Genomic DNA, 21,611 nt, shown 5'->3' with positions numbered 1-21,611 from the left:
CTGAAGGCATATTTAAACAACATGCTTTTTGGCTTTAGGATTACCCCTAATGTTGCGGGATTTTAGTTAGTGTTGCAACGCTTGAACAATCTTTTCTGCTAAAGAATTGCTGATACCGGGTACTTTGGCTATTTCTTCAGCGTTGGCTCTCTTCAACTCTTGCAGACCGCCCATATATTTTAGCAATGCTTGTCTTCGTTTAGGGCCAACACCTTCAATGCCCTCCAGCGCACTAGTGCGACGAGTTTTTCCTCGTTTTGCTCTGTGCCCGGCAATAGCGTGGTTATGGCTCTCATCACGAATGTGTTGCATTAAATGTAAAGCGGGGGCGTCACTGGCTAAATTGAACTCATCCCCTTCTGCCGTGATCATGGTTTCTAATCCCGGCTTGCGCGTAACGCCTTTGGCTATTCCTATAAGTCTAGGACGTTTTGGCCATTGTTCCCAATACTTGGAAATAATCTCTATGGCGCGGTTGAGTTGCCCTTTACCACCATCAATAAAGATGATGTCTGGAATTTTATCCACATCTAACTGCTTAGAGTAGCGACGTTCAAGCACTTGCCCCATAGCGGCATAGTCATCCCCTCCCGTGATCCCGGTAATGTTATAACGGCGATATTCGGGTTTTACTGGGCCTTCGTGATTAAACACCACACAAGAGGCGATGGTACTTTCGCCCATAGTATGACTGATATCAAAACACTCCATACGACCAATTGAGTCCATATTCAGCACTTGTTGCAACTCTTTAAAGCGCTGAGCAATGGTCATCTTATGGTTAATCTTGCTGGTAATTGCCGATAAGGCATTAGTATTTGCCAGTTTGAGATAACGGCCACGATGGCCGCTTGGGTTGACATGAAAAGTGACTCGTCTTCCCGCCAGCTGAGTCAACGCCTCTTGGAATGGCGTCTCATCGAATAAAAGACCATTGGCAAACACTAAGCGACTAGGCAATGCCCTGCCCTCAGATTGATTTAAATAATACTGACTAATAAAACTGTAAAAGATCTCATCTTGCTGGCTATTATGAGGCAATTTCGGGAAAAAGCTGCGACTGCCCAAGATTTTGCCTTGTCGTATCATTAAAATATGCACACACGCCACACCCGATTCTTGGGCATAACCCAATACATCAATATCATCAAAACTGTCTTCTGATACAAATTGCTGTTCTTGAATACGTCGAATAGCCTGAATTTGATCGCGATATTTTGCAGCTTGTTCAAACTGCAAATTACGGCTAGTCTCATCCATTTTTTCAATTAACTTGCCAATAACTTGTTGGTCTTTACCTTGCAAAAAGAGCCGAACCCATTGGATAAGATCGGCATATTCTTCATCAGAAATGATACTACTGACACAAGGGGCGGCACAGCGGCCAATTTGATACATAAGACACGGCCGAGTACGGTTGGCGTAAATGCTGTCTTCGCATTGCCTAACCGGCAAGATCTTTTGTAATAAATGCAGCGTTTGTCTTACGGCACCAGAATCAGGATAAGGACCAAAGTATTCTCCTTTGCGCCTTTTACTGCCTCTATGCAGGGATAAACGAGGGTGCTTATGCTGGCTAATGAAGATATAAGGGTAGGATTTGTCGTCTCTGAGCAACACATTGTACTTAGGCAAGTATTGCTTAATGTAGTTATGCTCAAGGATCAGGGCTTCCGTTTCAGTATGTGTCACTGTTACGTCTATTTGATCAATATGACTGACCAGGGCCCGTGTTTTTTCGTTATCGAGGTTTTTTCTAAAATAGCTGGCAAGGCGTTTTTGCAGATCTTTGGCTTTACCAACATAAATCACAACAGCCTCGGCGTTATACATTCGATAGACGCCGGGCTGATGAGTAACAGTTTTAAGAAACGAAACTGAGTCGAACTCTGCTGTCACTACAATGTCTCTGTATCTAACATTCCGTGACGAATAGCAAGGTGAGTCAATTCAACATCACCGTTAATATCCAGTTTATTAAACAGACGATAACGATAGCTATTGACTGTTTTTGGACTAAGACTTAACTGTTCCGAAATGTCTGTCACTTTCTGGCCCTTAGTGATCATTAACATGATCTGTAATTCTCGTTCAGAGAGATCTTTAAAGGGGTTATCGGAAGTATGAGAGACTTGGCTAAGCGCCATTTGCTGTGCTATTTCTGGTGAGATATAACGTTGTCCGCTATTTACCATGCGTATAGCATTTACCATTTCATCAGGTCCCGCCCCTTTCGTCAGATAACCACAAGCGCCCGCTTGCATTACCTTAGTTGGGAATGGGTTCTCTGTATGAACCGTTAGCACGATTATCTTCACATCAGGGTTAAAACGTAAGATTTTTTTCGTCGCCTCTAGGCCACCAATACCAGGCATATTCATGTCCATCAAAATGACATCAACATGATTACTCCGGCACCATTTTACAGATTCTTCACCGCTGTCAGCTTCCCCTGCTACGTTCATTCCACGGACGTCTTCAATGATACGTCTTATCCCTGTGCGTACAAGCTCGTGATCATCTACAAGGAAAACATTAATCAAACTTGTATCTCCACACTTTTTATTTTTAGCTGCATAGATTGCTATGAGTCACTCATAACACGCGAGCACTATTCTACGCGATTGACGTAGGTTCACAACATTGAAATATGCTCATTCTTAATTAGTTTTACAATAATTAAGTTTAATTAGTATGAACTGGTACTGATATAATATGCTACTACGGTCGATTTTTATACAAATCAGCCATAAATACGCTACCGCCCTTTTCAGTCAATGTTGATAGGTGGCTAAATTTCACTCAATAAAATGAAGCTATTGACACGATTTTCTGTAGATTTGATTTTCATATAACCACTTTGGTAACGGTTTGATATGATCAGTGTAGATGAAAGTAGCCAAAAGGTTTATACGTTGCGTTCTGGATTTATCATAACACGCCAAAGTAAAGATATAGGCACTTCAAGCCTAGTTGAATTGTGGGTGGCTACGGATTTAGGCCCAACGTTATTGCAAATTCAACAGCAAAAATCGGTTTACTTTGTTGAGCACCATTTTGCACAGCAAGTGCAATCCTTAGCCCAGCAACACAACATCCCTTGTGAAATTAACCCTTTACCTTTAAAAACATTTCAACTGAACTCTGTGTGCGCCTGCTATTTTCCCACCAGAAAACTGGCCAATAACTTGGCCACAATATTGTCAGAACACACCATTACCACCTATGAGTCGGACATTCGATTAGTGGACCGTTACCTCATGGAACGCTACATTCAGGGACAAGTGGAATTTAGTGGCCCTGAACAGCAGTTAAATGGCTATATTAAAGTCAGCAATGCGCAATGTCGCGCAGCAAAAGATTACCAACCTAAACTCTCTGTGGTCTCTTTAGATATAGAATGTTCAGCGCACGGGGTTCTCTATTCTGTAGGTTTAGACTCCCCTCTCGATAGCCGGGTTATCATGATTGGCGAGCCACAAGCGTGCGCAGAAACCCCCATTCAATGGGTGGAAAACGAAAAAGCGCTACTGTACGCACTGATTGATTGGTTTAATCGCTTCGATCCTGACATTGTGATTGGCTGGAATGTCATCGGCTTTGATATGCGCTTGTTAGTACAAAGAGCCGAGTACAATAAAGTTCGTTTAAATTTAGGGCGAGGAAAACAAAGTTGTTACTACCGCCAATCAAATCAGAGTCAACAAGGCTTTATTACCATTGCTGGTCGCTTGGTTATTGATGGCATCGATGGTCTTAAATCGGCCACCTATTCCTTCGATTCTTGGTCATTAGAATCGGTATCACAGCAGTTATTAGGGGAAGGCAAAGCCATACACCAAGTGCAAGACCGTATGGATGAAATCAATCACATGTTTCATCATGATAAGCAGGCTTTAGCCAAGTACAACTTGCAAGACTGTGTGCTAGTGAACAAAATTTTCAATAAAACCCACCTATTGGATTACTTAATTCAGCGCAGTAAATTAACGGGCTTATCACTGGATCGTCTCGGGGGAAGTGTAGCGGCGTTTTCCAATCTCTATTTACCACGCTTGCATAGAGGTGGTTATGTTGCGCCTAACCTTATCCCCAATGATTGGATAGCCAGTCCCGGTGGCTTTGTTATGGATTCTAAGCCAGGTTTATACGATTCGGTTCTAGTTTTAGATTTTAAGAGCCTTTATCCCGCCATTATTCGCAGCTTTCTTATTGATCCCATGGGGCTAATAGAAGGCTTACAATTGCCCATTGGCAAGCAAGATCAGCAAGCTGTACCCGGTTTTAGAAAAGCGCAATTTCACCGAGAAAAGCATTTCTTACCGAACTTGATTGAAGAATTATGGCATGCCAGAGATCAAGCTAAAAAAGACAATGAAGCGGCCTTCTCTCAAGCGATTAAAATTATTATGAACTCTTTTTATGGGGTGCTTGGCTCTGCAGGTTGTCGTTTCTTCGATACTCGGTTAGCGTCTTCCATAACGTTACGCGGTCACGAAATAATGAAGACCACCCGCAAGCTGATTGAAGGCCAAGGATATGAAGTGATCTATGGCGATACTGATTCCACCTTTGTATCGTTAAAAAACCAATGTAGCCAACAGCAAGCGGATGACGTTGGCCATGCTCTAACTCAATACATCAACCAGTGGTGGAAACAACATCTCGCCGAGGAATATAACCTCACCTCATTGCTTGAACTGGAATACGAAACGCACTTTACTCGCTTCTTTATGCCCACCATAAGAGGCTCTGAAACGGGCTCTAAAAAACGTTACGCTGGGCGAGTTACAACAGCGCAAGGTTCGCGAATTGTCTTTAAAGGCTTAGAAAGTGCGCGCAGCGATTGGACGGAGTTAGCACAAGATTTTCAAGCTCGCTTATACCAACTGATTTTTGATGGTCTCGACGCCACTTCGTTTATTCTCGATACCGTAGAGCAAGTAAATAATGGCGCATTAGATGACAAATTAGTGTATCGAAAGCGCCTGCGCCGCCGACTGAACGATTATCAAAAAAACATTCCACCGCAGGTGCGCGCCGCGCGGTTAGCTGATCAGATCAACCAACAATTAGGACGGCCTTTGCAATACCAAAACCGCGCTCGCATTGCTTATGTTATAACGACAGGAGGGCCTGAGCCTATTGAATACCTGCGCAATCCTATTGATTATGATCACTATATCGAAAAGCAAATTAAACCCATTGCCGATGCCATCTTACCCTTTGTCGGTTTGAGGTTTGATGATATTAATGCACCACAAATTGGTTTGTTCTAATTCGTAAGTTTTCCGCGTACAATCACGCCAATTATTCTATACATTACCAAGGTAATCTAATGACAGAACTTTTGTCTTACGACGACACTATTGATACCGCTTACGACATTTTTCTCGAAATGGCCCCTGACAACCTTGAAGCGGCCGATGTCGCACTATTTACTCTGCAATTTGAAGACAGAGGTGCTGCAGAATTAGTTGAAACGGGAGATGACTGGGCCACGCACGTTGGCTTTGAAGTGGATAAAGAAATTTATGCAGAAATTAAAATTGGCCTCGTCAATGAAGCCGATGATATTTTAGATGATGTGTTCGCTCGCCTGTTAGTGTCGCGCGATCCAGAGCATAAGTTCTGCCATATTTTATGGAAACGCGACTAAGTATTGCCCACTGAGTGTTAATTGCGTTTGTAAACACAGCAGTAACAGCGTTTAACGCCATTTAGACGCTTTACTCGCTCCCAATAGAGCAATGACACTAGAGCTCAGCATGACTAAGACCAGCGGCCACAAGGAATCAACACACAGTAACGCCGCTGTGCCACTCACTATAGCGGCAATCACATACTGACTCGCCCCAAGGGTGGCCGATGCTGTACCTGCATTATCAGGAAAGTAATGCATAAATGACGCCGCTGAGTTGGGCATGATCCCGCCGATCATCGCGGTAGTTACCACAAAACCAATAACAGTCAAGATAAATGTGTGAGGGAAAACAAACGTCACCAACACTAAAAATAAGGCACTCAGCACCTGCAACTTCAAGAAAAACTTGAGCAATAAAGACGGTTCATAACGATTCAATAAAAATGAATTTAATCGATTCACACAGGCAACACCGGCCACATTAAGCACTAATAATAGAGAAAATAGCTCTTCTGATATAGCAAAGTGCTCAATATAAGCGAAGGCAACATTGGTTAGAAAACACATTAATACGGCAAAACCAAAGCCTTGCGATACGATATAACCCAACGCTCTGCGCTCAGCAAATACCGCTCTATACCCTTGTGATTTTCGCGCTCGGGTTGCGCTAGCTTGTTTTGGCATCGCTACTGTCACGCTGAGGCTAATTACGAGTGCAAACAAACCCATAGCGATAAAGATCCAATGCCAACCTAATAGCTTTAAGATCAAGGTTCCCACTGAAGGGGCAATAGAAGGGGCTATTGCACCGATAAACATAACTAACGAAAACAGTCGTGCTGTTTCTTTACCCGAAGTACGATCACGAATAATGGCTGGCACGCCAACCACCGCAACCCCACCCCCTACAGCTTGAATAATCCTAAAACACCACATTTGATGCAAACTATCAATAAAGCCAATCGCTATACTGGCAGCAGAGAAAATTAATAACCCAAGTACTATAATGGCTTTTCGTCCATATTTGTCCGAAAGCGGTCCGCCTAATAGTTGACCAATTGCCAAGCCAAAAACGTATAGGCTCACTGTGATCGCGACATAAGACGTTTCCGCGCTGAGATCATTTGCAATAATAGGTATCGCGGCTAAGTAGCTATCGGTGGCAAACGGAGAAATGGCGGCAATTGACACCAGTAAAATAATAAATGTTTTAGAGAGAGGCATAAAAAAAGGGGTCCAGTTATCTTTCCGGCAAGATAGTACTTGGAATGTATCTTTCTAGCAAGGTATAATTCATATAATCATACAAGGAAATTTTACAATGCATAATCACTTCCCTGTCGCAGATAGGCTAGAAAAATTCAAAATTCATTGGCCTGAAGCGTATACTACTTTGTCTCCTTCCATTCTGCGCATTCACCGCTTACACGACTATTTTCACAACAATGTTGAACAGTTAGTGAAGCATTACGATCTGCAAGCGGCCGATTTTGGCGTATTAGAAACCCTGCGCCGAGAGCCTGCACCTTACTGCCTCTCTCCTACCGAACTGTACCAATCCATGCTATTCAGTTCAGGAGGATTAACAAAAGTACTCAATAGATTAACGGGTGCTGGATTAATACGTCGTGAGGATAATCCTCTAGATAAGCGCAGTAAATTGGTATTGCTTAATGAACAAGGACTGCGCATTATCGAAGTGGTTACAGAGGAGCTGCATCAACTGGAGCATAAAAATATGGCAAGGTTATCTGCCACAGAGAAACAACAATTGGATCGGTTACTCAGCAAACTGTTGCAAGAATGGGAATAATACCCCCCCTCGTATGACATGACTCGTGGCAGGCTTAATGGTCTAAAGATAGTGCGATATATTTTGCAAAATTCTTTGACCGCTATCGGTGAAAAGCCAAATTAACCCAGATATATTCAACAAAATACACAGCCAAAGCAGGGTTTTAAATGGTTGTTTCTTAGATTTATGCCGAAACTGACATTGGGCCAGTAATGCCCCTGGCCAACCGCCTACTATGGACAATAGTAGTAAGGTACTTTCAGGGGTTCGCCAACGGCCTTTTTGTGCGGCACGCTTATCTCGCCAAAAAAACGCATAGCTCACTAGGCTAAGTACACAATAACTGGCAACAAAAAGAGGTAACCCATCAACCACAAGGCCACCCACTGCGACCACCTGCAAGAAACCCAAGGCAAAACAAACTGTTAGAGAAACGCCACTGGCCCCTTGAATACGCACTTTTTTCGCATTTAAACGCCCTTTACTGTCTTCTTCTACCTGAAAAACAACGCTGTCATTCAATTTTGGTCGCCCCTTGCTCCCCGTAATTGATGACACATGCATAAACACTTTTATCTCGCCATTTAAAGCCGAGATAAAGCCATAGCCTTTCGCGTCATTCCATTCTTTGATCTGTCCTTTCATTCCCTTTCCTAAACGGTGGCACGCCTTTATTAACTGACCGAACTCAAGCATGAGCAATGTTATTCCAATCGTAGTCATTGGTATTATTCAAAGTATTGTGCCGTAACAGTGAAAGCTAAAGCAATCAAAATACTCAGTGATCAAGCTCACACAACTGTCTTTTGTTGAATAACTCTGTATAATCCCGCGCCTGCAAACGTATTGTTTGAACCGCTTAATATAGGCGGAGCCCCCCTTAACACTTAGGAATAGTTCTTTGATATCTACTGCGAACATCACCATGCAATTTGGCGCTGAGCCTTTATTTGAAAACATTTCAGCCAAGTTTGGTAACGGCAACCGTTATGGCCTTATTGGCGCAAATGGATGTGGCAAATCAACCTTTATGAAGATCCTAAGTGGTGCGTTAACCCCAAGCTCTGGCAATGTTTCTATTACTCCAGGGCTAAAACTGGGCGTATTGAGCCAAGACCAGTTTGCCTTTGAAGAGCACAATGTTATTGATGTTGTGATCATGGGCGATCGTAAATTGTGGGAAATCAAACAAGAACGGGATCGCATTTATTCTCTTCCAGAAATGAGTGAAGATGATGGCATGAAAGTGGCCGAACTAGAAAGCGAGTTTGCTGAAATGAACGGTTACACCGCCGAAAGTCGCGCGGGTGACATTTTATTACAAGCGGGTATTGAAGAAGAGTTCCATTTTGGTTTGATGCAGCAAGTAGCACCGGGCTGGAAACTGCGTGTACTATTGGCACAAGCACTATTTTCAAATCCTGATATCTTGTTACTTGATGAACCCACCAACAACTTGGACATCCATACCATCAATTGGTTAGGGGAAGAATTAAATCAGCGTAAGTGCACCATGATCATCATCTCCCATGACCGTCACTTCCTTAACTCAGTATGTACCCACATGGCGGATATCGATTACGGCGAGTTACGCATTTATCCGGGTAACTATGAGTACTTCCTTGAAGCATCTGGCCTTATTCGCGAACAACTGTTAGCCAGCAATGCCAAAAAATCCGCAGAAATTAGCGAACTACAAGACTTTGTGAACCGCTTTGGTGCTAACGCATCTAAAGCAAAACAAGCCAGTTCTCGAGCGAAGAAAATGGATAAAATCAAACTGGACGAAGTAAAATCATCCAGTCGCATTAGCCCGTCTATCGATTTTGGCGAAGGCAAAAAACTGCACCGCCAAGCGCTAGAGTTACAAGATCTTGGCCATGCCTTTGACGACGAACTGCTATTTGAAAATGGAAATCTATTACTCGAAGCTGGCACTCGCCTTGCGGTCATCGGTGAAAATGGCGTAGGTAAAACCACCCTATTACGTTGCCTTGTCAATGAATTGGAGCAAAAGCAGGGAGTGGTTAAATGGTCAGAAAATGCTTCTATTGGCTACTGCCCTCAAGACAGCACTGCCGATTTTGATAATGACTTAACCATTTTTGACTGGATCTCCCAATGGCGTACAGTAAAACATGATGATCTTATGGTACGCGGTATTTTAGGGCGCTTACTGTTTACCGCAGACGATGCCAATAAAAAAGCCAAAAACTGCTCAGGTGGCGAGAAAAACCGTCTCTTATTTGGCAAGTTAATGATGCAAGACATCAACGTGCTGGTCATGGATGAACCCACTAACCACATGGATATGGAAGCCATCGAAGCCCTTAATAACGCTCTAAAAGATTATCAAGGTACGCTGATTTTCGTTAGCCATGACCGTGAGTTTGTCTCTTCTTTAGCCACGTCTATAATTGATGTGAAAGATAAACAACTGGTTAATTTCCAAGGTACTTATGATGAGTATTTATCGCACCTACAAAAAATAGCCGAAGTTGCGTAATTTAAGGGACTAGCGTAATACAGACTGCTCACTAGGAAGAGATATTGAACCTATTAATTGGATGCCTCATTATCGCCGCATTACTGCCATTGTTAGCCAAAATACCACTGGCCATAGCGATGCATAATGCGGGCGGTTACGATAATCATCACCCTAGGGAGCAGCAGGCGCAACTGCAAGGATTTGGCGCTCGTGCTTTGGCGGCGCATCACAATGCTTTTGAATCTCTGATTATTTTTTCTCTATCCATATTATTGGCCGTGGCGACAAACACCACAACGGACACCGTGCAATGGTTAGCGATAGCTCATATTGGTTTCAGAATCGCCTACCACCTTCTTTATTTATTGAACGCCCACATTCTACGCTCTGTTGCATGGGCGATTGCCATCGCCTGTTCATTTGCCATTATATGGCAATGTATACCAAACTAGAGTTATCACCTGTTGCTGTTTATTATTATCAATGACGACGGTCATTTTGACTATAACAACATTTCTGCTTAATTATACCTATCGTACTAAATAACGGGTTATTTCTGAACACTTACTTAGTGTGAAGAAATTAAATGCTCTTAATTTCTTCACAAGCATTGAAAAGTCACATTGCAAAAACAGCTAACAAATTAAGCAAAATAGACCTTCCCCACTTAATATTTAACACTTACACACAAAATAGAAACCATTTGAATATCATTGTTCATCCGTTACATTCACAATAAAAGGCAATGATCTCACACTGATAACAATTAATAGGTATTCATCTTTATTACATATGTATGCACTAACGCCTCATGAAATTCTGCATATTGCTTGGCTTTGTAATATCTGTATTATCATCTTCATTACGAGGATACTTCATTTTTTATCGTGTAATTCATGTCTATAAAAATGACCGTTCTCTTATTAAATACAGGCAACTTATCTCATATCGGTAAATTGTAAAATAATCAATTGATGGAATAATATTATGAATACTTTATTTAAACGTGCGTTTAAAACTTTAGCGATATGCAGTGTATTTAGCACCTCTTTCGCAATGGCTAGTAACTCTGTAGATAGCGATAATGCTTTACTATACTCTGTGGCTTGGAAACAAACAGCTGCAGAATATCAAGCGCTTTACTATCAAGGGTTTAACATTGCAAAAATGCACGTACAACAAGCCCTAGCCAATCATAAAAAAGGGGATAAACCTCTTGCTATCGTTTCTGATTTTGATGATACGCTAGTACAACACGCCGGTTATTGGGGTAATTTAGTCAAAAATAATAAAGAGTTTTTTGATGATGCTATTTGGGATAAGTGGATCCCAATGAATAAAATGGTGCCTTCTCCAGGTGCTAAAGATTTCCTAGAATATTGTGCTAAAAATGGTGTGGAAATTTTCTATATTTCTAGCCGTGAGCAAGGTGAAGGTACGTTTGAATATGCACTTAATAATATCCATACCTTAGGCTTCCCACTAAAAGACAAGTCTCACCTCACTATACTGCGCGATACCTCAAACAAAGAAACACGCCAAGACCAAATCATGGAAAAATATGATGTTGCGGTATTCTTAGGGGATAGCCTAAATGATTTCCGTCGTAAATATTATATTAAAGGCGATGTTGATGCGCGTATGGATAAAATGAAAGAAGATCGTGATATGTACGGTATGAAATATGTATTATTCCCTAACCCAACCGATGGCCAATGGTTAGCCGCTATCTTTGGTCAATCTGAGCCTGCAGCGAACGATGCAAACCGTTTAATTCTAAAACAAGCCGCCAGCAAAAGCGCTTGGAACGGTAAATAATCGTTAGATTATACTCGCAAACTATTCGTTATAGTTTGCGAGTATACCGAACACCCTCAACTAACCCCCACCGAATGGCTTTAATTGCGTAATATTCCGGCCATCATCACTAAGCCCCTCTGTCACATACACCTCACCGTGTTGTGAGATCAACACCGCTTCAATGCCCTGCTGTTGATTCAAATACCCTAAGGCGTTATCCATTGACGCTAAAAATCCGGCCGTACTCCAAATTTCTCCCTCCACCGAATGTTTAGAAATAATCGTCACACTGGCAATATCTGTCGTAATGGGATAGCCCGATTGTCCATCGAGTAGATGGTGGTAGCGTTTACCATTGAGTTCAAAGTAGCGTTCATTCACGCCAGAGGTCACCATTGATGCATCGCTAAGAGCCACCACTCGACTCACCTCCCCTCTTGTTGATAGCGGGTTTTGAATACCCACATTCCAGGCTCTATTTAGGTTTGAGCTTCCTATAGTAAGCACATTGCCACCTAAATTAATGATGCCTTGTTCAACCCCTTGGCTAAGTAAGTATTCTTTTAGGCGATCGGCAAAATACCCTTTGGCAATTGCGCCAAGGTCAATCTCCATCCCTATTTGTGCTAGATATACGGTCTGATAAAGATCATCGAGTATCATATTGCGCGGGTCGACTCGTTTAAGTTGGGCTGAAATTTGTGTAGATGAAGGGAACTTAGCGTCCTTAAATCCAATTCGCCAACTCTTAACTAACGGACCTATGGCCACATTAAACGGGTTTACGCGGTCTTGGCTTACCGTTTTGGCTTTTTTAATCAACTCATATAAATCGGATTTCACTCGAACAGGGCGAATGCCTGCATTATGATTAACTCGCATCAACTCCGAGTTTGTTTGATTTACCGTAAAACGTTGCTCAAAATCCTGCAGTTGCAAATAGCAATCTTTTATTAAGCGTTGTCCGTCATGATGATGAACCACTAAATCAATAACCGTTCCCATCATGGTAAAGCGAGCACGATAACTTGGCATAGGGCAACTCATTATTTTAATAAAAAAGGGAAGCTCGGCTTCCCTTTAGTTTAATTAAGCGTTAGTAGAAACGCTATCACCTGCGATTCGGCCATAGGTAAATATGTCGATTAACGCGTTACCACCTAAACGGTTACCTGCGTGAATGCCACCGGTTACCTCTCCTGCCGCATACAGACCCGGAATTTGTACGCCATCCTTATTCAATACGCATGCTTTGGTATTGATTTGCAAGCCACCCATTGTATGGTGAACCGACGGTTTGCGTGGAGTGGCATAAAAAGGCCCTTGTTCCACTTTCAAGCCTAATGCCCCTTTATGAAATTCAGGGTCGCGACCTTCATCTACATAAGAATTATAACGTTCAATTGTTTGGCTTAATTCCGCAACTGGGACATTAATCTTCTTCGCTAACTGCGCAATAGTATCGGCTTTAATGATAATGCCTTCTGCAATTTCGCGCTCGATGGTTTCTGGGGTGGTATTCGCTGCCGTGTTACGAATGGCTTCATCCGCAATCATATACACTACACCGCCATTGTCGAAAAAGGCGTTCGACAGTACGTCTCGGCTCTGACATTCATCAACAAAACGTTTACCTTGCTGGTTAACAAACACAAAGTTCTCGGGTGGCACAATTAAACCGGTAAGTAGTGCGCCAGATTTTGGATCGCCTATTGGCATCAATTGGATGTATTCCATACCCACTAAGTTGGCACCGGCTTTCTCACCAATGTCAATGCCATCACCGATCAATGCCGGTGAGTTGGTGGTTTTGATATCGTCAGCAATCTCAGTCCAGTAATTATTGTATTTTTGTAGCATCTTGGTATTGGCCCCAAAACCGCCTGAAGCAAGAACCACACCGTTATTGGTGGTCAGTTGGTATTTTGTACCATTGGCGTGAGTGGCCTTAACCCCCGTCACTTTCCCCTTCTCTACGATGAGTTCTTCTGCGCGAGTATCGGTGATAATGCGACCGCCTTGAGCAATAATCTGTTTTTGCAGTTTCTCTACAAACTCCACACCTTTAGGGCGATTAGGTTTGTGTGCTCGACGCCATAGTGCGCCTACCGCAATGTCCACCATATTACGATTAAAGTCGATGCCTTTTTGCGTCAACCAATCAATAGATTCCATTGCACGACTCGTTAAGGTGTTTACCAAGTCATATTGACCAAAAATAGGCGTGCCATCTCGGTTAGTGCGTTTACCGCCAAGATAGGTTTGGATCAAGTGTAGCTCTGTTGAATCAAACAAATAGTTTTTACCACTGTCCACATCCAGAAAATAATTTTCTAATTGATCTTTTAGAACACGAAAATCTGACAGGTATTCTGGGGCTATGTCTGACTCAGGCGTTGCGGCAATGGCTTTCAAGTAGTCCACCTCTCCAGCAATGGCAGGAAACGCTTTTTGCCAATTCGCTTCAGCGGCATTAACCCAACCACCTGTGCGTACCGTATTACCACCAATTGCAGGGAATTTTTCTAAAATCACCACAGATTTACCGTTATCTAAAGCAGTAAGAGCGGCACTTAAACCCGCACCGCCACCGCCAACCACTACCACATCGACGTTTTCTTGAATGGTTTGCGTTGAGCGTTGCACTTCTTTGCGTGCTTTATTGCGCAATGCTTCCGAATTACCGCCCGCTAAATCAACCGCGTTAGACACACCATCAATCACCGCTTGGCTACTTACTGTGGCACCAGAAATGACATCAATATTAAGAGTTTGATTTTCTAGTATTTGTTGAGGAATACGCTCAAATGCTGGGTTGGCTATTCCATCCGACTCTTTTGATGAGTCCACTTGCACTTGTAAAATTTCATCGTTGGAGAAAGTCACTGTGACAGGCAGTTGGCCATTGTGTCCATAACCATAGGCCGTGTATTCACCGGGTTCGAAGGTTATTTCGAAATTTTGTAGCTCTTTAATTCGTTGCTGTTTTAAGGCTTCAGCGGCACCGTCCACAATCATATAATCCATGATGTCCCACAAAGGTGCCGGGATCACCAACTGTTGCTGCTGGCCAAGATCGGCCACTTCCGCACACGTCTCTGCTGCTAAGGCTTTTTGCGCCCATTGCGGGTCAACTAAAAAGCCTTTACCGACACTGACCATATCATAGCCTTGTGTCAGCGCATCGAGAGCATCGCTATGTTGAGCTATACCTCCCACACCAATAACAGGAATTTTCGCTACGTTTTCCGATTTTAAAGCATGGTACTGGTGGATCAGTGGCGTTGTATCTTCAGGGTTTACAATGGAATTACGCATGTAATTACCCATAGAAAAGTGAAAATAATCCAGCCCACATTTGGCCAGTTTATCCAGCAGGAACATGCTGTCTTCGAAACGAATGCCCGGCTGTTCAATTTCCTCTGGTGAAAAGCGATAACCAATAATAAAGTCCGATAACTGATGTGAAGCAACCACTGCTTTGGCTTGCTCTAATACAGCAAGGGGAAACGCGCTGCGTTTTTCTCTATCTCCCCCCCATTTATCCGTACGGCGATTGGAATGAGGAGAGAAAAATTGTTGGATTAGGTAGGTATTCGCTCCATGAATTTCCACACCGTCAAACCCCGCAACAATGGCGCGATTCACCGCCTGTGCAAAGTTATCGATCATGGCTTCAATTTGCTCTTCACTCATCGCTAATGGCGTTTCGGCGTTATCACGAAGTGCTGCAACGGCGCTGGCTGAAATAGGTTGATGACCACCATTAAATTCGCCATTGGCCATGCGACCTGCATGGTAGATCTGCAAAATGGCTTTCGACCCTTTCTCTTTAATCGCCGTAGCCAGTTTGGTTAATCCGGCAATATGCTTGTCGCTATTGATACCTAAGGCTCCGGGAAAAGCGCGACCGTAATTTTCAACGAACGCACTTTCAACGATCACCGCTCCCGCCTCACCGGAGCGAGCCGCATAATAATCAATCATCTCTTGGGTGACGCCACCATCAAAAAAAGCCGATTGAATGGTCATAGGTGCCATTACAATTCGACTTTTCAGTTTGGTGTGCGTTGAGCCTAGTGCTATCGCTTTCGCAAGCTTTGTCATGAGTTCAATTCCTATATTGTTTAATTCTTATATGAAACTTTCATCCTTTAGCCTGTGCATCTGATGCAGCGCCATCAATGGATTTTTCATATAACAACAAGATTAAAATGGTGAGCCAAACAGTGATCGGCTTTAAAAATACTACGGATGTTTTGCGTGGATAAATGACATGTTTGCATCACTTATATGCACTAGGCACATGAATTTATTTTTATTCATGCATACAATGAGTTATGGAGATTACCCATGTTGAGATTCATGATAGTGCGCACCATCATGCAATTATTCTCTTCTTAACCATTGACCTGTCTATTGCTTTATAGTTTAGCTTCAAGTTCTCCAAACAAGGACAGACTGCATGTATCGAATATCTGAACTTGCCAACAAGGTTGGCTTGTCGCGCACCGCCCTACTTTATTACGAAAAATTGGGATTAATTAGGGGAGTTCGACTCGATAATGGCTATCGCGTTTATAAAGAGCGAGATGTGCAGCGAGTGTTATTAATTCAAACTTTGCAAGCGGGTGGCTTAACCCTTAAAGAGTGCAAAGCTTGTTTGGAAGCTAAGATTGAACGCGCTTTATTGCTCAACCGATTACAGGCACTTGATCAAGAAATTGCACAAAAGCAACACTCAAGAACGCTGTTAACGGCGCTACTTGGGGAAGGCGATCATAAAGCTTGGCACGAGAATGTCAGTCAATTGGCACCTGATGCGCACTTAGACTGGCTTATTAAACAAGGCTTCAACGAAAAAGAAGCACTTAGATTAAAATGGTTATCAAAAGATATGAATCAACATCAAGATTATATGGCCGACTTTATGAAAGTCTTCGACACGCTTGACCGTTGGGGGCCAGGATGTGCATCTGAAACTAAAAAAGCTCTCAGCTATGTGACACATAACAGTAAAAACTTACTGGAGATTGGCTCAGGTAAAGGGTTGGCGACCACTGTACTGGCCAATAATACCGACGCGCACATAACCGTTGTGGATAATGAGCAATCGGCGCTCACTCGCCTTAGCCAACGATTTAACGATGATGGCTTAGCCCACCGATTGACGCCTGTTTGCGCGAGCATGACGGCATTGCCCTTTAAAGAACACAGTTTTGACCTAATTTGGGCGGAAGGAAGTGCATATATTATGGGCGTAACCCATGCACTGAAACAGTGGCGACCTTTACTTGAACTGGACGGTATTTTAATGCTCAGTGACATGGTATGGCTCACCGCAACACCGACGAAAGAGGCGCAGACGTTTTTTAAAGGTGAATATCCCGATATGCAAAATATTGATAGTCGATTGCAACAGTTTAAGCAGTACGGATATGAGGTTATTGAGCACTTTTCATTAAGTGGCCAAGCATGGGAAAACTACTATCAACCGGTGAAGCAACGCACAGCTGAATTATTACCCAGCATGCCTCACTCCAATGCTCTACAAGATCTCACTAAAGAGATCGCTATTTATGAGCAATACTTAGGGGAATTTGGCTACCAAATGTTTATTGTGCGAAAGAGTTAGTTGAAAAAAGAAATAATAGGTGAGCTCTTAAGTTCCTAAACCTGCCAGCCATTATAAATCAATAACCTAACAGCCTTTTAAGCTCTATACATACGAGTAGGTATGATTAAGCTTTCTGTAGCGTTTGCTGATGAGTTTACAAGGTGAATTATGGTGGTTTTGGAGTGTTTCCGGCTTAATTGCCCATTTTTCAACCGTATTTTGGCAACCATGCTAGAGTGATGGCTATTTAGTGTTTAATTTGTTGGTATCGATTCAGTTGCAGCTTTTTGACATGCTAGCTTACTGGAAATATTGGCAACTTGTAGCGAAATGCCGTCGTCGCTTTTGTAAATGCTCACAATATTGTGTCAGTTCTTGTAATGATCCTACTGGACCATGGAATAACTGACCAAATTCCGTCGTCAGTTCTAGCCAGTTAGCTTGATTGATGTTTAATCTGTTCAGTATTTTCATGCTACCAGCTCTGACAGCACCGCGTTTATCATCACGAATAATCCGCCCTGTATCGTCAACTAGCTCAAGATACTCTTTTAGTGAAAATGCGATGCCTTTGGGTTGGTTAGCGCGTTCATTACCAATAAATGGCAGTAGAGCTTTAGGCTGCTCACCTTTGATGGCGGCTTTTATCCGTTGCTGAATACTGGTGTAGTCTGATTGCTCTGGCGTGGCTGCCATACTGGCGCGTACGGGGTTCAGATCCACATACGCCATACAGGCGAGTACTGCGGCTTCATCGAGTAATGCCTGAGATTTAAACCTCCCCTCCCAGAAACGGCCTGAGCAGTTATCTTCTTGATTAGCTCGTCTAGCAATAGGCTCATTTAAACAACGCATAAACCAGGAGATATCACATAGCCGACTTCTGTAGATTGCGATGGTGTGCTTTAACCTTGCAACTTCATGAGGTTCAATCAACTGACCTTTGGCAAACTTATGAGTTAATCCATCACCTTTAAACAACTTATGCCATTGTATAACCACATCAAGATCACTCCAGCAGTTTACGGTCTCAATATCAATGTGTAACACCACATGCAGATGATTAGACATCACCGCATAAGCGGCCACATCAATGGCAAACGCATCCGTCAGTTGAAGAATCAGTGATTCAACCCAACCCCGTCTGTGGTCATAATTGTTACCTGTGTATTGATCATCACCACACAAGAAAGCGCGACGAACCACGCGACTACAACAATGGTAATAGGGAGTGTCTTCAAGACTAATTTGCGTTCTACGAGGGCGTGGCATGGTAACCTCCTTGTTTAAGGCTCAAACAAAGCCTAGTAGAAGGTGTATTTGTGTGCCACTAACAATGGGTGGCATGGTTTTTCATAAGTGTGAACCTTTACGTTACTTTACAATAACAATCATGTTCAAGTGGGGGGCGTTTATGGATAATAACTACTTCCTAACCACTTATTTTTTAACACAATTTTAAATAAAGGATCACTTAGCATGCAGGCTGACCCGAACAAACTCTCTCGTACTACCATTGTAATGCATTGGCTCACTGGACTGTCCTTTATGGGGGTGTTTATTGTTGGGTTGATCATGGCAGAGATGGAACGCGGTCCAGATAAGTCTTTTCTGATGGGTTACCACAAATCTATTGGCGCTATTATCCTTGCCATTGCTCTGTTACGTATTATCTGGCGATTAAAAGAAGGCACATTGCCTAGCCTAGGTACTAGTGCTCCTTGGCAAGAAAAAATGGCACACGCGGTGCACGGTATTTTAATGCTAGCAACCTTAGCTATGCCTATTTCAGGAATCGCCATGAGTGCGGGTGGTGGCCGAGCTGTAGATATTTTCGGCTGGGAGATCATTAGTAAAGGTGACAAAATTGAATGGTTGCAAGAGCTAGGCAGTACGGTTCATCACAGCGCAGTGAACATTCTTATTGCAGTTTTAGTGTTGCATATTATCGGTGCGATTAAACATCACGTTATCGATAAAGACCGCACCATTACCCGTATGTTGGGCCGTTAATCATTCCCCCCTCCAATCAGTCCGGCCTACTGTGGTCGGACGGTATCATGTCAGAGTATCGCTCTACATTGGTTTTAGTGATGACCTGCTCAATGTAATCAAGAAAGACTTTTACTCTGCCCGGTGTCACTCGTCCACCGGGACGAACCGCCCAGATATTGGTGCGAGGGTACACTTCATATTCTTGTAAAATAGGCACGGCTTTGCCCATCTTGATGCTAGGAGCAACGTGCCAAAGAGACGCTAAACCTATGCCCATATTCGCCTCAACCATATCGCTAATGGCATCCCCCCAGTTTAATGTCAGCGCGCCTTTAACCGGTATAGAGTAGCGATTACCAGAAGTATGGCGAAACTGCCAATGATCTTGGTCTGCAAATGGGATACAAGCATGGTCAATAAGATCTTCCGGGGTTTTAGGTATGCCATGGGTATTTAAATATTGAGGTGAGGCAACAATGACACTAGGGTTGTCGGCAATTCTTCTCGCTAATAAGCTGTTTGACGGCAAACTTCCCATCCGAAAAGCCAAGTCATAGCCTTTTTCAACAATATCAACATTTCTGTCTGTAAAGTCGATTTCCACTTGTAAGTTAGGGTGACGTTGCAAAAATTCAGGTAAAAATGGGACAATATAAATGCGCCCATAAGAGGCTGAAACCGTTAGTTTTATTTTCCCCTGAACTTGCTCATTATCGTGACGAAATGCATTTTTCGCTTGCTCTATATCATTTAATATACGCCTCGCATGCTCTAAAAACACTTCCCCTTCGTGGGTTAAACTGACGACTCGCGTTGAACGGTGCAATAACTTAACATTGAGCGAGGATTCCAACTGTTGAATTCGTTGGCTGGCATTGGTTGTTGAAAGCCCAAGCGACTCCCCTGCCTTGCCAATGCGTCCAGACTCAGCAATACGTACAAATAACATCAAATTCTTTATATCAAAGCTCATTATGCCTACTCCTTTTCATGTTGACGCTCAACACTCACCCGCACTTTTGCCACTATCACGGACTCTATTATCCCGCCTACAAGGATTATATTTCCTTATTTTGTCAGATGATAGCAGGTAAAAAGCCCTTTATAGTGCTCTCATCCACTTAGCAAGCTATTGGCTAAGTCTAAAATATCATCACTTTTGCAATATAGGGTACTGTTATGGCATATACACAAATCGTAAAATTTACTGTGCAATCTGAACATAGCGAAGCGTTTAATGCTGCGCTATTGGCTGACAAATCTGCGTTTGAACAAAATAAAACGCATATCGCATCGCGTTACTATGTGGATAAAAAACAACCGAATCTCTTTTTCCGATATGAGCGTTGGCTAGATAAAGCCGCCTACAATCAAAGTCTTCCATCATCACAGGTCAGTGCCCTACAAGCATTAATGCCTAATGCTATATCCAGCCAAACATACACACTAAATGATACGACGCCTGCGCCAATGCAACCTTTAGACGCTGCAGAATCGGACCCTACATTTGATATTTTCTTCATTTTCAAAATCCAGCCAGGATCTAAAGATGAGTTGCTGGCACAGTTTGCACAACATATTAAACACACCAGAGATGAAGATGGGTGTCTGTTATTTGACTTATATACAGTGCAAGGGGACGAACAAACTTTAGTTGTGTATGAACACTGGCGCAAAGAATCGGATGTATGGGACATTCATTTTCACCAACCTTATGCCGTAACCACGGGGCAATTGATGGAGAAATATGTCATAGGCGATATGAATCAATACATGAATTTTGTCACTCAAATTGCTTAAGGGTCATAAATAACCGCTCAAATAGCACATTCATTATGAGGAAAACGCAATGTCTAAATACTATTCTATTTTACAAGTGACCCCCACAACACAAGATTGGATTGCGGCCTATATGGCTGTTGCTAATGATTTAGTGGCTAAGCATGGTGGAATATACCTTGCACGTACCCAGCAACATCAAACCCTTGAGGGGGATTTAGAATCACCACTATTGCGCATTATTATGCAGTGGCCCTCAAAACAAGCGGCTCTGAACTTTATGGCGGATCCCGCTTATCAACCTTACCTTCAATCTCGAACCCAAGGTTCTATTAGCCATCATAGTCTGGTAAAGGCCATTGATGAGCTAAAATAATATTGTCGCCACATACTTTGGCTCATACATATGTCTCTTTTAATGGGACCGTGATGAGCCAAAATGACACCTGCCATAGACGCACCTGACACATTCGTTACATATCACCCACTTCAT

The 21,611-nt window shown here is 42.9% G+C and carries 18 protein-coding genes; 10 read left to right on the top strand and 8 right to left on the bottom strand.

Annotated features, from left to right (window positions below; genetic code table 11):
• Window positions 1-66: 66 nt before the first annotated feature.
• Window positions 67-1,899: an excinuclease ABC subunit UvrC gene (uvrC, locus tag OCU56_RS05580; RefSeq protein WP_261874543.1), complete on the bottom strand. Its 1,833-nt coding sequence runs from the start codon at window positions 1,897-1,899 to the stop codon at window positions 67-69.
• A complete protein-coding gene (gene uvrY / locus OCU56_RS05575; RefSeq protein ID WP_261874542.1) occupies window positions 1,899-2,543 on the bottom strand; it encodes a UvrY/SirA/GacA family response regulator transcription factor in 645 nt (214 codons plus the stop codon). Before uvrY ends, uvrC begins: the two co-directional genes overlap by 1 nt.
• 333 nt (window positions 2,544-2,876) lie before the next feature.
• On the opposite strand from uvrY, the gene OCU56_RS05570 reads away from it, so the two are divergent.
• Window positions 2,877-5,279 (top strand): DNA polymerase II, encoded by a 2,403-nt coding sequence (locus OCU56_RS05570; protein WP_261874541.1) that lies wholly within the window; start codon window positions 2,877-2,879, stop codon window positions 5,277-5,279.
• Between the two features lie 59 nt (window positions 5,280-5,338).
• Window positions 5,339-5,659, top strand: coding sequence for an HI1450 family dsDNA-mimic protein (locus tag OCU56_RS05565; RefSeq protein WP_261874540.1), 321 nt, complete (start codon window positions 5,339-5,341; stop codon window positions 5,657-5,659).
• Between the two features lie 51 nt (window positions 5,660-5,710).
• On the opposite strand, the gene OCU56_RS05560 is transcribed toward OCU56_RS05565, so the two are convergent.
• Complete coding sequence (locus tag OCU56_RS05560) at window positions 5,711-6,868, bottom strand: multidrug effflux MFS transporter (RefSeq protein WP_261874539.1); 1,158 nt, start codon at window positions 6,866-6,868, stop codon at window positions 5,711-5,713.
• 97 nt (window positions 6,869-6,965) lie between these two features.
• Here OCU56_RS05560 and OCU56_RS05555 point away from each other — a divergent pair, with 97 nt between their 5' ends.
• Window positions 6,966-7,457 (top strand): MarR family winged helix-turn-helix transcriptional regulator, encoded by a 492-nt coding sequence (locus OCU56_RS05555; protein ID WP_261874538.1) that lies wholly within the window; start codon window positions 6,966-6,968, stop codon window positions 7,455-7,457.
• Between the two features lie 42 nt (window positions 7,458-7,499).
• Here the strand turns inward: OCU56_RS05555 and OCU56_RS05550 are convergent, their stop codons facing one another.
• A complete protein-coding gene (locus OCU56_RS05550) occupies window positions 7,500-8,084 on the bottom strand; it encodes a DUF1294 domain-containing protein (RefSeq protein ID WP_261874537.1) in 585 nt (194 codons plus the stop codon).
• A 256-nt stretch (window positions 8,085-8,340) separates the two neighbouring features.
• Here OCU56_RS05550 and OCU56_RS05545 point away from each other — a divergent pair, with 256 nt between their 5' ends.
• The 3 genes from OCU56_RS05545 to OCU56_RS05535 all read left to right on the top strand — a co-directional run bounded on the left by OCU56_RS05545 (window position 8,341) and on the right by OCU56_RS05535 (window position 11,745).
• The gene (locus OCU56_RS05545; RefSeq protein WP_261874536.1) at window positions 8,341-9,945 is read left to right on the top strand and encodes an ABC-F family ATPase; all 1,605 of its coding nucleotides are present in this window, start codon (window positions 8,341-8,343) and stop codon (window positions 9,943-9,945) included.
• Between the two features lie 44 nt (window positions 9,946-9,989).
• Window positions 9,990-10,379 carry an MAPEG family protein gene (locus OCU56_RS05540; RefSeq protein ID WP_261874535.1) on the top strand — a complete coding sequence of 130 codons (390 nt, stop codon included), beginning with the start codon at window positions 9,990-9,992 and terminating at the stop codon, window positions 10,377-10,379.
• A 535-nt stretch (window positions 10,380-10,914) separates the two neighbouring features.
• The gene (locus tag OCU56_RS05535) at window positions 10,915-11,745 is read left to right on the top strand and encodes a 5'-nucleotidase, lipoprotein e(P4) family (protein WP_261874534.1); all 831 of its coding nucleotides are present in this window, start codon (window positions 10,915-10,917) and stop codon (window positions 11,743-11,745) included.
• A 60-nt stretch (window positions 11,746-11,805) separates the two neighbouring features.
• Here OCU56_RS05535 and OCU56_RS05530 read toward each other — a convergent pair whose 3' ends face one another.
• Together OCU56_RS05530 and OCU56_RS05525 are read right to left on the bottom strand one after the other, a co-directional pair.
• Entirely contained in the window at window positions 11,806-12,762 is a 957-nt protein-coding gene (locus OCU56_RS05530) for an FAD:protein FMN transferase (RefSeq protein ID WP_261874533.1), read from the bottom strand.
• A gap of 54 nt (window positions 12,763-12,816) precedes the next feature.
• Window positions 12,817-15,834 carry a flavocytochrome c gene (locus OCU56_RS05525; RefSeq protein ID WP_261874532.1) on the bottom strand — a complete coding sequence of 1,006 codons (3,018 nt, stop codon included), beginning with the start codon at window positions 15,832-15,834 and terminating at the stop codon, window positions 12,817-12,819.
• Between the two features lie 358 nt (window positions 15,835-16,192).
• On the opposite strand from OCU56_RS05525, the gene OCU56_RS05520 reads away from it, so the two are divergent.
• Window positions 16,193-17,362 (top strand): MerR family transcriptional regulator, encoded by a 1,170-nt coding sequence (locus tag OCU56_RS05520; RefSeq protein ID WP_261874531.1) that lies wholly within the window; start codon window positions 16,193-16,195, stop codon window positions 17,360-17,362.
• Between the two features lie 282 nt (window positions 17,363-17,644).
• Here the strand turns inward: OCU56_RS05520 and OCU56_RS05515 are convergent, their stop codons facing one another.
• Window positions 17,645-18,616, bottom strand: a complete 972-nt coding sequence (locus OCU56_RS05515; RefSeq protein WP_261874530.1) for a transposase — start codon at window positions 18,614-18,616, stop codon at window positions 17,645-17,647.
• Window positions 18,617-18,823: 207 nt separating this feature from the next.
• Here OCU56_RS05515 and OCU56_RS05510 point away from each other — a divergent pair, with 207 nt between their 5' ends.
• Complete coding sequence (locus OCU56_RS05510) at window positions 18,824-19,357, top strand: cytochrome b (RefSeq protein WP_261874529.1); 534 nt, start codon at window positions 18,824-18,826, stop codon at window positions 19,355-19,357.
• A gap of 16 nt (window positions 19,358-19,373) precedes the next feature.
• Here OCU56_RS05510 and OCU56_RS05505 read toward each other — a convergent pair whose 3' ends face one another.
• The gene (locus OCU56_RS05505) at window positions 19,374-20,312 is read right to left on the bottom strand and encodes a LysR family transcriptional regulator (protein ID WP_261874528.1); all 939 of its coding nucleotides are present in this window, start codon (window positions 20,310-20,312) and stop codon (window positions 19,374-19,376) included.
• 206 nt (window positions 20,313-20,518) lie between these two features.
• Here OCU56_RS05505 and OCU56_RS05500 point away from each other — a divergent pair, with 206 nt between their 5' ends.
• Both OCU56_RS05500 and OCU56_RS05495 read left to right on the top strand, forming a co-directional pair.
• A complete protein-coding gene (locus tag OCU56_RS05500; protein WP_261874527.1) occupies window positions 20,519-21,139 on the top strand; it encodes a putative quinol monooxygenase in 621 nt (206 codons plus the stop codon).
• A 49-nt stretch (window positions 21,140-21,188) separates the two neighbouring features.
• Complete coding sequence (locus OCU56_RS05495) at window positions 21,189-21,494, top strand: DUF1330 domain-containing protein (protein WP_261874526.1); 306 nt, start codon at window positions 21,189-21,191, stop codon at window positions 21,492-21,494.
• Window positions 21,495-21,611 lie beyond the last annotated feature (117 nt).

The sequence above is a fragment of the Vibrio rarus genome (genome assembly GCF_024347075.1).
Lineage (GTDB): Bacteria > Pseudomonadota > Gammaproteobacteria > Enterobacterales > Vibrionaceae > Vibrio > Vibrio rarus.
This window is presented reverse-complemented; position numbering and strand designations above follow the sequence as displayed.

Excerpts from the sequence above, each read along its gene's own strand:
- OCU56_RS05570 (WP_261874541.1), top strand. The coding sequence starts at position 2,877 with ATGATCAGTGTAGATGAAAGTAGCCAAAAGGTTTATACGTTGCGTTCT.
- OCU56_RS05565 (WP_261874540.1), top strand. The coding sequence starts at position 5,339 with ATGACAGAACTTTTGTCTTACGACGACACTATTGATACCGCTTACGAC.
- OCU56_RS05560 (WP_261874539.1), bottom strand. The coding sequence starts at position 6,868 with ATGCCTCTCTCTAAAACATTTATTATTTTACTGGTGTCAATTGCCGCC.
- OCU56_RS05555 (WP_261874538.1), top strand. The coding sequence starts at position 6,966 with ATGCATAATCACTTCCCTGTCGCAGATAGGCTAGAAAAATTCAAAATT.
- OCU56_RS05550 (WP_261874537.1), bottom strand. The coding sequence starts at position 8,084 with ATGAAAGGACAGATCAAAGAATGGAATGACGCGAAAGGCTATGGCTTT.
- OCU56_RS05535 (WP_261874534.1), top strand. The coding sequence starts at position 10,915 with ATGAATACTTTATTTAAACGTGCGTTTAAAACTTTAGCGATATGCAGT.
- OCU56_RS05530 (WP_261874533.1), bottom strand. The coding sequence starts at position 12,762 with ATGCCAAGTTATCGTGCTCGCTTTACCATGATGGGAACGGTTATTGAT.
- OCU56_RS05525 (WP_261874532.1), bottom strand. The coding sequence starts at position 15,834 with ATGACAAAGCTTGCGAAAGCGATAGCACTAGGCTCAACGCACACCAAA.
- OCU56_RS05520 (WP_261874531.1), top strand. The coding sequence starts at position 16,193 with ATGTATCGAATATCTGAACTTGCCAACAAGGTTGGCTTGTCGCGCACC.
- OCU56_RS05515 (WP_261874530.1), bottom strand. The coding sequence starts at position 18,616 with ATGCCACGCCCTCGTAGAACGCAAATTAGTCTTGAAGACACTCCCTAT.
- OCU56_RS05510 (WP_261874529.1), top strand. The coding sequence starts at position 18,824 with ATGCAGGCTGACCCGAACAAACTCTCTCGTACTACCATTGTAATGCAT.
- OCU56_RS05505 (WP_261874528.1), bottom strand. The coding sequence starts at position 20,312 with ATGAGCTTTGATATAAAGAATTTGATGTTATTTGTACGTATTGCTGAG.
- OCU56_RS05500 (WP_261874527.1), top strand. The coding sequence starts at position 20,519 with ATGGCATATACACAAATCGTAAAATTTACTGTGCAATCTGAACATAGC.
- OCU56_RS05495 (WP_261874526.1), top strand. The coding sequence starts at position 21,189 with ATGTCTAAATACTATTCTATTTTACAAGTGACCCCCACAACACAAGAT.